The organism is Arsenicibacter rosenii (assembly GCF_001870735.1).
In the GTDB taxonomy this organism is placed as follows: domain Bacteria; phylum Bacteroidota; class Bacteroidia; order Cytophagales; family Spirosomataceae; genus Arsenicibacter; species Arsenicibacter rosenii.
Genome location: NZ_MORL01000010.1, coordinates 125,201 through 138,153, shown reverse-complemented (window position 1 = coordinate 138,153; position 12,953 = coordinate 125,201). Strand labels below are relative to the sequence as shown.

Below are 12,953 nucleotides of genomic sequence, written 5' to 3'. Positions count from 1 at the left end.
GATCCTGAAATCCGACTGTTTTGTGTTGATCGGTGCTTTTGATACGTAAATCATTTTTTAATCCATTTGTTCGGATTTATGATTGGAGACGGATAATCCCTGCCAATCATCACGCCGAAAGTCTCCTGCTCCCGGGCATTCAGATTAGCGACCATGTGTATCTGTTTCGCCGGTACACGTTTCAGTTCAGGCAGCCAGTGCTTTACGTAATCACCCTGCTCATCGTAGCGCGTTGCCTGACTGTAGATGTTGAAATAACGGTCTTCGCGTGGATCATTTCCGACCCCGGCCACGTAGTTCCAGTTTCCCCAGTTACTGCACACGTCGTAGTCGGTCAGCATGCTTTCGAAGTAAGCCGCGCCCCACGTCCAGTCGATTCCCAGGTCCTTGACCAGGAAACTGCCCACGTTCTGACGCCCCCGGTTCGACATAAAACCGGTCAGTTTCAGCTCCCGCATGTTAGCATCTATAAGCGGGATCCCGGTTTCCCCATTTACCCATTTCATAAACAGGGCTTTGTCCTGCCGCCACTTTTTATGCATTTCGTATTTAATACCCGCCGGTTTAAACAGGCGGGTACCATATTTCAGTGCTACAAACCGGAAATAATCGCGCCAGATCAGCTCGAAGGTAAGCCAGTAGGTTGAGTCATTCCGCACGCGTTCGTCTTCATACCGGCAAACTTCGTCGTATACCCAGCGCGGCGAGAGACAACCCAATGAGAGCCAGGCCGAGAACTTACTTGAAAAGTCGGCACCCAACAGGCCGTTACGGGTTTCTTTATATACGTTCAGGGCATCACTGTCCCAGAAATAGTGCTTTAGCCGCGCCAGAGCGGCCGTTTCTCCGCCCTTAAACTGAATAGCCGCCCGTGCATCAATCGCAGCGGCCTCCTCAAAACCCAGCGCTGTCAGCGTCGGGATTTCCCCGGCCTCGATACCACTGATAAAGCGTATTCCTTCCGGAACCGGCCATGTCTCGCGCACCGTCGAGCGATCTTCCACTTGTTTGCGGAACGTTGTAAAAACGTCCGGCAATTTTACCACGCTGAACGGTAAATCACGGACATGGTACAGCGTCGACATCCAGAAAAGCTCCAGATCAATGTTAATGGGTTTCAGCCGTTTACTCAGCATCGACTCCTGATCGGTTTCTTCCTGCGTGACTTCCTTGCTGGCATACACTGCATCGGCATTCATTTCCGTTGCCAGCTCACTCAGTATCGTTGCCGGATTACCAATCCGGACTATGAGCTCCCCACCCTGGTTGCGAAGCGATTGCCGGAGGTCGGTGAGTGATTCAAGCAGAAAGGTTGCCCGATAGATACCGGTCTTCTGAAAACCAAGAACCGGATGCCGGCGAAACCAGCGCGGGTCAATGACAAATACAGGCAGGATTTCATCAGCATCTTCTACCGCACGGCTCAATCCCTCATTATCGTGCAGCCGCAAATCATTCCGAAACCAATAAATAATACGTTTACCTGACATAAAACAGTATCCAAATCAAGAACTTTAAAAAGTTAGTACAAAAACACTTACTAAAATCTAAAAGACAACATTAGCCTCTCTGGTTCACGATTAGGAAAAATATATCTGGTATATCTCCATTTTTGCCGCGCAGTGTAGAGCCAAAAGGAAACACAATATTAACAAACCGTTACACATAAAAATATTCCCTACCAATCATTTAAACATATAAACAAATATGTACAAATTTGTTTGTCCGTACATACCTCCAGATAATCTTCTATACTATAACGTTTCCATTAAAAATACACTATGATATGCTGTCTATCAATCACATAAACCCTAAGCCATTCTGTCTGTCCAGAAAGACTATCCGCACATTTCTGTTCAAGCTACATCGCATGGATCAATTGCCTGCACAAATCCAGTCAAATCGCGCGATAATCCTGATAACGTTGCTTCTGTTTAGTGCAAGCCTAACCTCCTATGCACAATACGGCACTAAAAATAACTTGTCTCAGTTCTCCAGTCCTGCGTCGAAGTACACCGTTCAGGTCAACGGATGTTCGCTCTTACTGGGTTGTTTATCATCTTCCGTTTCAAACGCCTCAGCTGTTGCCGACAACAGTCTGACCAATTATGCAACCGCGTCGGTCACCGGCTTATCCATTTTGGGCAGCGTTAACACGTCGGCCAGGGCCAAACTGGCGTCAACAACTATTTCTAAAGCCGGCGATTATGCCGGCTGGGTAGTTGCAACCAGTGGTCTGATTAATGTTGACCTGCTGAACAGTATAACCCTCAAAACATACCTGAATGGTACCTTTCAGGAGCAAAGTAACTCAGGTACACTGATCGGGCTTGATGTATTGGGCTTACTGGGCACACCACAAAATGAAATCGCGTTTAAAACAACCAAGGATTTTGATGAAGTAGAAATCATTTTCGGCGGCAGTCTGATTGGCGTTAGTTTGTTTAACGGAACGCAATATTATTACGCCTTCGGTGCTCAGACCCTTCAACCACCCACCATAGCAGTCCTGACGCCGGCCAATAACGCAACTACTACCACAAGTCCTGTCTTTAGTGGTACAGCATCGCCGGGAAGTACGGTTGTACTAACCGGAACGGGCTCAACAACCCTCTGTTCAACCACGGTCAGTACAAGCGGTAGCTGGAGCTGTCTGATCAGTGTTTCACTAGGTCTGCAATCAGTAACGGCTATAGCCCGTAATCAGGTCGGAGCGAGCAGTCCGGTCGTCACTCAGTTTACCGCCGTTAGTCCCGTCACAAATGGCGTTGGTGTGATAAACTGCGCTGCTACCTTCCTGATTGGTTCAATTGTTCCGGGCACCCCGGGTAGTGGTGTGTTAAAGCTTACAACCCTGGTAAATACAGCGGGGCTGTTTCCTGTGACGGTACAAGGTTCAGGACTTTCCTTACAAATTACCCCAACCGTACAGACAGCAGCCAGTACGGGCTCGCAGGTTTTCTATATCCCCGTTAACTACAACGGTTCAACATTAAATACATTTACTGTAATCTTAACCGGTGCCGGAACCTGTAGCTATGACCTGAGTAATCAAACACCACGGGGTCGGATGATATCCGTACTGGACATTGGCGGCAGTTGTCCGATTATTATTCCGGGAACGCTGGGGAAGTAATCCTGACCAACTATACTACTGAACGCCAGAGTCTTTTATCTAAGATTCCGGCGTTTATATTTACCAGCTGTTATATTGTTATCTATGAAACTAACCCGGCTACGCCCCATCCTCCGGGCCGGATACCTTAGATGCTGGATAACGTTAGATATTGGATAAGTATTCAGTATCAGTCATCCAGTATCAGTCATCCAGTATCCGGCATCCAGCATCAACCATCCAGCATCAGCTAAAACGTCACCTCCACTTCCTTCTCCCTCCCTTCCCGCAGGACCTTTACCTTGACAGTATCACCCTTTTTGACCTTGGCAAGGGCCTTCATGTAGCCCTCTACGTTCTTCACGTCATCGTCGCCCATGTGTATGAGCACATCGCCTTTTTGCAGGCCGGCTATCTGTCCGGGTTTTCCGTTGGTAACGCCGTCTATGCGCATGCCTGTGCCGTCGAAGGCATAGTCGGGCATGACGCCCATCGTAATGCGGAAGGCTGAGCGGGTCATGCTCGTATTGCGGGTAGTCAGGAAGGCGAGTTTGCCCTTGTCTTTTGTCTGGTTGATAACCGCCAGCATATACTCCAGTACGTCGCGCTCACCGGCATAGTTAATACGGTCGGCATCGTCGCTCGGCTTGTGGTAATCACCGTGCTGACCGGTAAAAAAGTGCAGTACCGGAATATTTTTCAGGTAAAACGAGGTCTGATCGCTCGGGCCGATACCTGAACTGTCTTTTACAACCTTAAACGAGGATGTCAGGCCATCCAGCAGCGGCACCCATACCGGCGATGTCCCGACGCCATATACCAGCAACGTCCGTGAATCGGGATTCAGTCGCCCGATCATGTCCATGTTGAGCATGTAATTCACTTTTTCGAGCGGATAGGTCGGGGCTTCACACCATTTCTTAGAGCCCAGCAACCCCAGTTCTTCGGCCGAAAAGCCCATAAACAGAAAGTTGAACGGCTCTTTTTCCTTGTTCTGCGAAAAATGACGCGCCAGTTCGAGCATTCCTGCCGTACCGCTCGCATTGTCGTCGGCACCGTTATGGATCATGCCTTCCGAATTGGCCTGTAAACTGTTCCGGTCTTTGCCAAGGCCGAGATGATCGAAGTGGGCGCCGATGATTACCGTGTTTTCGGCCCCGTTATCCAGAAAGCCGACTACGTCCAGCCCATTGCGCAGCGGCAGGTTAGCCGTTGCCGTATCGTGCGGGTTCGGGTTGGTTTTGAACGTAAACGGGTAATAATAGCCATCAGTCCCCATTGGCTTCAGCCCGTATTTTCTGAACTGCTTTGCCAGATAATCAGCCGCCTTTTTTTCACCGTCGGTCGACGTGCCGCGGCCTTGTAGTTCATCTGATGCCAGGTAGCCGATGTGCTCCCGCAGGTTCTTTTCCGATATAGACTGCGCCACCACGGCCGGTGCGGCCAGGTTCAGGGCAATCAGGGCAAGTGGTGTTGTGAATAGCTGTTTCATAGGAGTAGAAAGAAAAAAGGCCCTCTGTCCAGTCGGGGAGGGCCTGTCTGAATGCGTTCTTAATCGACCCATTCGGCGATAAACAGGTTGGTATCGCGCGTGTTACCGTTGTCACGGTTCGAGCTAAAAATCAACCGTTTACCGTCGTACGAAAACATCGGAAATGCGTTAAAGATGCTGTTGTTCGTAATCCGTTCAAGGCTGGTTCCGTCTTCGTTGATCATATAGAGCTGGAAGTCGTACCCGCGCTGACTGTGGTGATTCGAGGAAAAGATAATGCGCTTGCCGTCGGGATGAAAATACGGTGCCCAGTTGGCCTTGCCCAGCGTGGTTACCTGATGCAGGTTCGAACCATCGACGTTGCAGACGTAGATTTCCATATTCGTCGGTGCCACCAGCCCTTTTTTCAGGTAATCAAGATATTCCTGCTTTTCGGCCTCTGTTTTCGGCCGCGACGCCCGGAAGACCAGTTTCGAGCCATCGGGCGAAAAAAACGCCCCGCCGTCGTAACCCAACTCGTGGGTAATGCGCTTCACATTCGAGCCATCGATGTTCATGATGTACAAATCGAGGTCGCCGTCGCGCGTACTCGTAAACACAATTTTATCCCCTTTCGGCGAAACCGTTGCTTCGGCATCATAGCCCGGCGTGTTGGTCAGCCGCTTTTTGATATTCCCTTTCAGATCGCTGATATAAATGTCGAACGATTCATAAATCGCCCAGAGGTATTTCTGACCCGTCGGCGGCGGCACCGGACACGAATGCCCGCCGCCTTCGTGCGTGCTGGCATAAAGCACATGTTTGCCGTCGGGCATGAAAAACGAGCAGGTCGTCCGCCCGTGTCCTGTGCTGATAAACGGCGGCCGCGCGTCAGGGTCCTGTAGCCCCTTTTTCAGATCCATCATAAAAATCTGATCGCACTCCAGCCCCCACTTCGGATTATCCGACTGGAAGGAAATGTAGCGGTCATCGCGGCTGAAATAAGCCTCGGCGTTGTTGCCGCCAAAGGTCAGCTGACGGATATTTTTCAGGTGTTTTTCGGGAGCTGGCGGGGTTGCCGGATTCGGTTGCTGGGCCAGCACCTGTGTACCGACCAGTACGCTCAGCGCCAGCCAAAGTGAGTGTTTCATAGAGGTTTCAATCTTTCGTCACAATGGCCTCAAATCTACATACCTTTTGGATTGGTTGTCTGCCTGTTGCCCAAAAACGTACCCGGTTATTCCACAATCCAGCGATTCATGGTGTTATGCCGGCCTTCCAGTACGATTTTGTAGAACTTAGACGGTAGCTTCGATACGTCGATGGTCGCTTTTCCGGCCGTTACGCGGACCTCAGCCATCAGCCGGTACAGGTCCTGTTTGCCTTCTTCAAACAGGTTTGTGGTGGTCAGCCAGATTTTCACATTGCCTTCCGGGCCGACCGGCAGCCAGCTGATCTCAATCTGGTTATCTGTCTTCCGGACTACGGGCTTTATCAGTGATAACGGTCCTGTCAGGGGCACGCCATCCACCTCAAACGCCTGCTCTTTCGGGATGGTCACCCGCATGTGCCGGGCAATGGTGGGCATGATATCAACAATAGCAGGTTTGTCGTCCCCCGACCGCCGGAAGTTGACGTTCAGGTCTCCGGTGTTGGTTACCATCCAGGTATTCCGCTCCCGGTCCGACTGTCCGCCGTGGTTTTTGCCCGCCACGGCATCGCGCCCGTGATCGGTGGTGATCACCACCAGCCAGTCTTCCTTAAACGCTTTCCGGCGGTACTCAACGGCTTTCCACAACCGGCCCATCTGATCGTCCATGAGCTGAATGGCTTTCGTAAACTGTTCGCTGTCCCCGTAGCGATGGCCCATATCATCGGTGTATTCCAGATAAACCCACGACAGGTCGGGTCCCTGTTCGCTGATATACCGCGTAGCTTCGTTCACCACCCGCTCGTCGATCTGCCGGATGTACTGCTTGTCTTTGTCGTGCGGAAAGTTCACCGTATCGAGTTCAAACCCGTCGAAATGATACGATAAACGGAGATGGTTGGTTTCCGGCATATTTTCGCCCACGAGCTTTGTACGGTTATCGAGCCAGGTCGAAAAAACGGCCGTTTTCGCTGCCGGGTATTGCTCATGGAAGTATCGGAAAATAGTCCAGTAGTGGTAATTCGGGGCTTTGATGGAATTGTCCCAGACGTTGTGTTTGTTGACCCAGGTGCCGGTCAGCAGGCTGTTATAGCCCACGGCCGAGATCGTCGGCGTCTGCGAATACGTGCCCTTCCCGCCACCCACGTAGGCACGGGTATAGCCGCCTGCTTTGGCAATAGCGTCCAGATTCGGGCGCGGTACTTTTTCCAGTGCATCCGACGAAATACCGTCAACAATGACAAACAAGGTTTTCGGCGTTGACTGCGCCTGTACGGAAACGGTGAGGGCCATCAGGCCGGCAAGGGAAAAAAATCGGGTAATGCTTTTCATAGCGTGATTGTTCTGCGCCGCAAAACTGCAAAAAAAACAAAAGTGGTGGCACGACCGCCAGGCGAACCTGTCAAAGTCGTGCCACCACTAAAACCTCCTCACTACTAAACTCCTTCCGTTCACTAATTACCCGCGGGGTGAGGCCGCCTGGCTCTGGCTGTTATCATCGCCGCCTTTCACGTCGTCGTTATTGATACTTTTCTTCTTTTTGCCCAGGGAGAAACCTGATCCGTCGAAGCTCATTTTACCGATTTTATAGCTGAAGTTGATCCGGAAACCGGCGTTGTACATGCTGTTGATGCTGGTCTGTGTCAGCAGCGGCGATGTGATTTCGGTACGGATGTTATACGGATTGTTCAGGAAATTTTCGGCAACCAGACCGATACTGCCCCGTTTGTTGGCAAACTCTTTCTTCACACCCAGATTGTAGAACATGAAACTGCCTTGAGTCCCCTGCAGCTGCACCTGACGACCGCGTCCGCCGCCGAACGCCTGCACCGCCCAGCCGTTGCCCAGCGTCAGCGTCGAGAACAGGTGGCCACCGACTACCCAGCCTGCATTCGACTGGCCGTAAAGCTGGTTGCTGCTGTTGCTGGTCAGGTCAACGTGGTAGATGTCGAAGCTGGCACCCAGCTGTAGTTTAGAAGCAAACGTACCGTTGGCGAACAGGTTCAGGCCGACCGCGTTCTGCTTACCGATGTTGGCGTATGAGGTCTGAATTACCTGCTGCGTAACCCCGTTAATACTTTGTGAAAGCGTATCCCGCACACTGCTGATAGCGTTGTTGGTCTGACGGGCATACAGCGTAGCACTCAGGAAAATCTTGCTGATGTTACCGCTGAAACCAGCCTCCAGGTTGTCGGTCAGTTCAGGCGAGAGGTACGGGTTACCCACGCTGATGTTGGTCGGGTTGGCGGCGTTTACATTCGGGTTCAGGAACTGAATGCCCGGGCGCTGAATCCGGCGGTTATAGGCCAGTTTGATGGTTTTGGTACCACCGATGTTTTTCGACAGGTTCAGGCTTGGCACCAGCACGCCGTAGTTCGGAATAGACTGTGCTTTGGTTTGCTCGTTCCCGAACGCCGCGTTGATGAACGTGTATTCGTAGCGGGCACCGGCTTTCAGGGTGTATTTGTTCTTTGTCGACAGGGTGTAGGACAGGTAGCTGGCCACCACATCCTGATCGTAGTTAAGGCTGTTCGACGGATGCGAGTTGTCGACCACATAATCGCCCGTGGCGGTAGCAGTCAGGTACTGGTAGTCACTGTCGACCTGCCGGAATATCCCTTTCGCCCCTACTTCGAGCAGTTGGTTTTTCTGAATCGGGGTCTGATAATCCAGCTGGAAGGTCGATTCCTGGTTGTAGCTCAGGTTATTGTTTTTCTGGCGGGCCGTGATCGTTTCCATATCCGTGCCATTCAGCAAGTCAGCCACGAAGTTGTTGGTATTGTTGTTACGGCTGTACAAACCCATAATGCTCAGCTCCTGCTGCGGCTTGTAAATTTTCGTATAGTTCACGCTCGCATCCAGTGTGCCCGACAGGTTGGTTGTCTTTACATCACGACCAGACAATGTTGGTGATGTTACGTTGGGCAGGAACGTCTGCGTCAGCAGGTTATCCTGGGTCGAAATCATGTTCCGGACACCGTACCGGACGCTGGCCGAGAGTGAGGTATTTTTGTCAATATCGTAGTCCCAGCCAAACTGATAGGTACCAAACTGCCCGTGGCTCAGCGTATTGGCCGATTGCAGCGTCGTGATGTTGCCCAGCGATGAGAGCGTCGTCTGCGTATTGCTGAACGCGCCCTTTACGTTATACATTGCCCGGCCGAAACCGCTCAGGGTGAAGCCCATTTTACCCTGACGATATGAGCCGTTCAGGGCTAGATTTGCCCCCCGGTTACCGGCACCCATGTCCACATTCAGCGTAGCACCTTCCAGCGTAGTTTTCTTCGTGATGATGTTGATGATACCGGCCGTCCCTTCGGCATCGTATTTCGCCGACGGGCTGGTGATCACTTCTACCGACTTTACCATATCAGCCGGAATCTGCTTCAGGGCGTCGGCCACGCTGCTGGCCACAATCGTCGATGGTTTGTTGTTGATCAGCACTTTCACGTTCTGGCTACCCCGGAGGCTTACGTTGCCGTCGAGGTCAACGGTCAGCATCGGTACTTTCCGCATGATGTCGGTGGCGTCGCCCCCTTTGGCTGTCATGTCTTTATCCGCGTTATATACCAGCCGGTCTACCTTATTTTCGATGATCGACGCCTGGGCAGTAACGGTCACTTCGCTCAGCGTCCGGACGTCCGGCGACAGCAGCACCGCGCCGATGTTCAGGTCCGTGCTCTTCGCAATGTTGATGGTTTTGGTTTCCTTGTTCTGGTAGCCCAGGAACGAAACCTGTAAACGGTAGGCACCCGGCAGAATGTTGGCGATGGTGAACTTACCCTTATCGTCCGACATGGTGCCGTCGACCGGTTTGCCGGTAGCCGCGTTGAGCAGGGCAACCGTTGCAAATTCGACCGGCTGTTTGGTTGTTGAGTCGGTCAGCACCCCGCTGATTTTGCCGGTTCCTTTCGGGGCCACTTCCGCAACGGCGGCGGCTTGTGGCTGACCGGCAGCTTGTTGAGCGAAAGCAGATACGCTGGCAGTCAGCGCGATACAGGTGATAGCCGAAGCCACTAATTTCCGTGATACTGAGGTTAGCTGTGTAGTGAAGGAGTGTCCCGTCTTCATGACAAAGGTTGTTTACGATTGATGTCACAAAGTTGGGAGGCAGTCGCTCTCTCCGGAAATCAACTTCACCGAATGCCGGTTTCCGGTCGCTAAGTACCGGTTTTTCGTCGCTAAATTACGGGTGCTGAATGGGCTGAAAGCAAACTTCCCGAGGGGTTAAACCGCTCGGGAAGTTGATAGAAAAAGGCGGGTATCTACTTCCCCAGCCACTCTTTAAAGTCGCTGATACGGTCGCCGCTGACGAAGACCTCATGCCGCGCTTTGGGTGTCAGTTCCAGCTTGAGCTTACCTGCCGAATAGGTATGAATGGCCTGAATCGCCGGCAGTGACACCAGAAACTGGCGGCTTACCCGGAAAAACTGCTTCGGATCAAGCAGTTGTGTCAGTTTATCGAGGGTATAATCGACGGGCAGATTCGCACCGTCTTTCGTGACCAGAAAGGCCATCTTTTCTTCCAGAAAAAAGTAAGCAATTTCGTTGACGCCTACGCTCCGGATGCGGGTCCCGATTGTAATCATAAACCGGTCTTTATAACTCGTTTCCCGAGGCTGGGCCAGTAATTTCAGCAAGGCGTCAAGGTCAGGCGTCTGAACCGGTTTGGCCTCTGGCTCAGGGACGGTACCGCCGAAAATTTCGCGGAACGATTTAAACTTCTCAATAGCTGCGACCAGATCATCGTAGTTAACAGGCTTCAGCAAATAGTCGACACTATTGAGTTTGAACGCCTTGATCATGTACTCATCGTAAGCCGTCGTGAAGATAATCGGCGTGGTGAGCCGGGTCTGCTCAATGATCCGGAACGCCAGCCCATCTTCCAGGTGAATATCCATGAATACCAGATCAGGCTTCTCCTCAGCAGCTTCGACGGTCGAAAACCAATCAACGGCTTCCTCTACGGAAGGCAGTTGGGCCAGCACCTGAATGGTGGGGTCGTAGCGGAGCAACAGCCCTTCGAGCCGCTTGGCGGTCAGTCGTTCGTCTTCAATAATGACTACTTTCATGATCATTGAGTGATTGAGCGATTGGGTGATAGAGTGAATAGACAGGCGAATCAACTACGGATGGCGACTCAGGCGACGGCAACCGTCTGGGCAATCAGCGGAATCCGGACCACAAACTCGCCTTGCTGCTCGCCAACCCAAACGGGCTGACTGGTCAGCAGGTGATAACGGTTAATGATATTCTGCAGGCCAATGCCCGTCGATGGCTCATGATCGTCGCGGGGCTGAATCCGGTTTCGTACGACCAGCTCATTTCCCTCGACTCTGATCTGCACCTCCAGGGGCTGTTTGCTGGTCATCCGGTTGTGTTTAACCGCATTCTCAATCAGTAGCTGCAACGTCAGCGGCGCAATGGCGTTTTGCTCAGCCACCCTCTCCGGCACATCGAGCACGACAGAAAACTTCTCATCGAACCGGATTTTAAGCAGGAAAATGTAGGCCTGAATAAACTCCAGCTCCGTCCGCAGCAAAACACGGTCGTTATCTTTTTGTTCCAGAATATAGCGATAGGCCTTCGACAGGCGGTCGATAAACTGCTCCGACAAGGCCGGATCGACATAGACCAGCGATGAGAGGATACTCAAGCTGTTGAACAGAAAGTGAGGACTAACCTGATTTTTCAGGGCGGCAAACTGAGCCAGTGCATTTTCCTTTTCAAGCCGTTCGGCCTCCACCTGAATGTCTTTCATCCGGCGATTGGCGCGGCGGTTAGCGGCGAGGTAGAAAATGGAAAGCATAATGACCACAGCCAGCCCGTTGTTCGATCGTTCAAAAAACTCCCAGCGCCCGCTGCCGTTCCGGCCACGCCAGTTAGTTGTGGCAGGGCCGGACGCCTGATCTCCGGCCGGGCGCTGCTGCCCCGACGGACGCTGACCGGCTACCTCCTGCCGGTTCGGATTCTTCAACACCTGCCGCCTGATCTGGTGAAAAATTACGTTAAAGAACATCGCAAAACAGATCGTCACCACGATGGACACCAGCTGCCCCGGCCACTTAAACTCAAACATAAACTGATCGCCGAAGCGGTCGGCCAGTTTCTGCAACAGCCATTCGACGATGCCAATCCAGAAAAAATACAACAGGAACATGAGCCCGCCCTGCATGAGCAGATACGGCAGGGCCTGCATAATAAAGTCCCAGCTGCGGTCAGGCAGGTTGACGTAGAGCAAAATGGGATAGTACACAACCAGCACAAAAAGCGCCAGTTGCGCGATCTGCCATACCGACAGACGATACGATTTAGCGGAGCTCATACTGAGCAAATCTACAGAAAGCACGCATCAAAATGGTGATTTTTAGCCCCTCGCAGCAATTATTTATCGCTTAGTGCCCCGTTTTACCGGCTAAGCCAGCCAGAATCTCCGCCGAATGACTGTAGCCTATTGCCCATTCAGATCCCAGTTATAATCGAGGTAAGAAATTTTTGTGTCCTTGTTGATTTTGTTTGACGAATATTGGTTTACCCACGCTTCAACGGTCTTTCCGCGGTCGGTCCAGTCGGCTTTGTACCAATCAAAATATTTGGATAGGCTGGCATTTCCCGGGGTAATGGCATTCTTGGCAGGGTTATTCAGAAAGTCGGTTCCCTGATCGTCCAGCTGGGCAATCAGCCGGTCGGCGTCGTAGGCTTCCTGACGCAGCCGGGGGCATGAACGGGCTGCACACACAAGCGCAAAGTGAATCCGTGGTTCGTCAAACTTCTTCCGCAGAATGTCGTGCTCAATGTTATTGAGGTCGTATTTGTCGTTGCCGATGGTGATGAATTTAATGTCCCAGGGCGTATTCACAAACGGAATCTGGATTTTACTGCCGATGTCTTTAATGCTTTTAATCGGGTAATGTGTCAGGACCAGCTGTACCGTATACGCATTGTAGACATTGATCCAGTACGCCATTTGTTCGTTTTTACTCCATTTCGCTGTCGGCGGATTTTTGCTCAGCAGATCAAGGTATTTCCTGAGTTCGCCTTCTTCTTTTTTCAGCCCTTTGTAGTTGACCAGCCCTTTTTCATTCACGTATTTTTTCAGCAGCCGGTCCCAGATGCCATGATCAACGGCCATCGGGCGACTGATAAACGCGGCTGACACGCAGCCGATCACGAACAAAAGCAGGAATAACGTCTGTCTTTTCATCTGGTTTTTCATC

At 51.7% G+C, this 12,953-nt stretch carries 9 protein-coding genes; 1 reads left to right on the top strand and 8 read right to left on the bottom strand.

The window, feature by feature from the left end; translation table 11 throughout:
• Nucleotides 1-50: 50 nt before the first annotated feature.
• The gene (locus BLX24_RS18605; protein ID WP_071504689.1) at nucleotides 51-1,490 is read right to left on the bottom strand and encodes a DASH family cryptochrome; all 1,440 of its coding nucleotides are present in this window, start codon (nucleotides 1,488-1,490) and stop codon (nucleotides 51-53) included.
• Between the two features lie 491 nt (nucleotides 1,491-1,981).
• Here BLX24_RS18605 and BLX24_RS18600 point away from each other — a divergent pair, with 491 nt between their 5' ends.
• Complete coding sequence (locus BLX24_RS18600) at nucleotides 1,982-3,136, top strand: hypothetical protein (protein ID WP_071504688.1); 1,155 nt, start codon at nucleotides 1,982-1,984, stop codon at nucleotides 3,134-3,136.
• A gap of 229 nt (nucleotides 3,137-3,365) precedes the next feature.
• Here the strand turns inward: BLX24_RS18600 and BLX24_RS18595 are convergent, their stop codons facing one another.
• The 7 genes from BLX24_RS18595 to BLX24_RS18565 all read right to left on the bottom strand — a co-directional run bounded on the left by BLX24_RS18595 (nucleotide 3,366) and on the right by BLX24_RS18565 (nucleotide 12,940).
• Nucleotides 3,366-4,607 carry a M20/M25/M40 family metallo-hydrolase gene (locus tag BLX24_RS18595; RefSeq protein ID WP_071504687.1) on the bottom strand — a complete coding sequence of 414 codons (1,242 nt, stop codon included), beginning with the start codon at nucleotides 4,605-4,607 and terminating at the stop codon, nucleotides 3,366-3,368.
• Nucleotides 4,608-4,666: 59 nt separating this feature from the next.
• Nucleotides 4,667-5,737: a TolB family protein gene (locus tag BLX24_RS18590; protein ID WP_071504686.1), complete on the bottom strand. Its 1,071-nt coding sequence runs from the start codon at nucleotides 5,735-5,737 to the stop codon at nucleotides 4,667-4,669.
• 86 nt (nucleotides 5,738-5,823) lie between these two features.
• The gene (locus tag BLX24_RS18585; RefSeq protein WP_071504685.1) at nucleotides 5,824-7,068 is read right to left on the bottom strand and encodes an alkaline phosphatase family protein; all 1,245 of its coding nucleotides are present in this window, start codon (nucleotides 7,066-7,068) and stop codon (nucleotides 5,824-5,826) included.
• Nucleotides 7,069-7,194: 126 nt separating this feature from the next.
• Nucleotides 7,195-9,807: a TonB-dependent receptor gene (locus BLX24_RS18580; RefSeq protein WP_083422053.1), complete on the bottom strand. Its 2,613-nt coding sequence runs from the start codon at nucleotides 9,805-9,807 to the stop codon at nucleotides 7,195-7,197.
• 194 nt (nucleotides 9,808-10,001) lie between these two features.
• A complete protein-coding gene (locus BLX24_RS18575) occupies nucleotides 10,002-10,808 on the bottom strand; it encodes a LytR/AlgR family response regulator transcription factor (RefSeq protein ID WP_071504719.1) in 807 nt (268 codons plus the stop codon).
• A 68-nt stretch (nucleotides 10,809-10,876) separates the two neighbouring features.
• Nucleotides 10,877-12,061, bottom strand: a complete 1,185-nt coding sequence (locus BLX24_RS18570; protein ID WP_071504718.1) for a sensor histidine kinase — start codon at nucleotides 12,059-12,061, stop codon at nucleotides 10,877-10,879.
• A 126-nt stretch (nucleotides 12,062-12,187) separates the two neighbouring features.
• Nucleotides 12,188-12,940: a DUF547 domain-containing protein gene (locus tag BLX24_RS18565; RefSeq protein WP_071504717.1), complete on the bottom strand. Its 753-nt coding sequence runs from the start codon at nucleotides 12,938-12,940 to the stop codon at nucleotides 12,188-12,190.
• Nucleotides 12,941-12,953 lie beyond the last annotated feature (13 nt).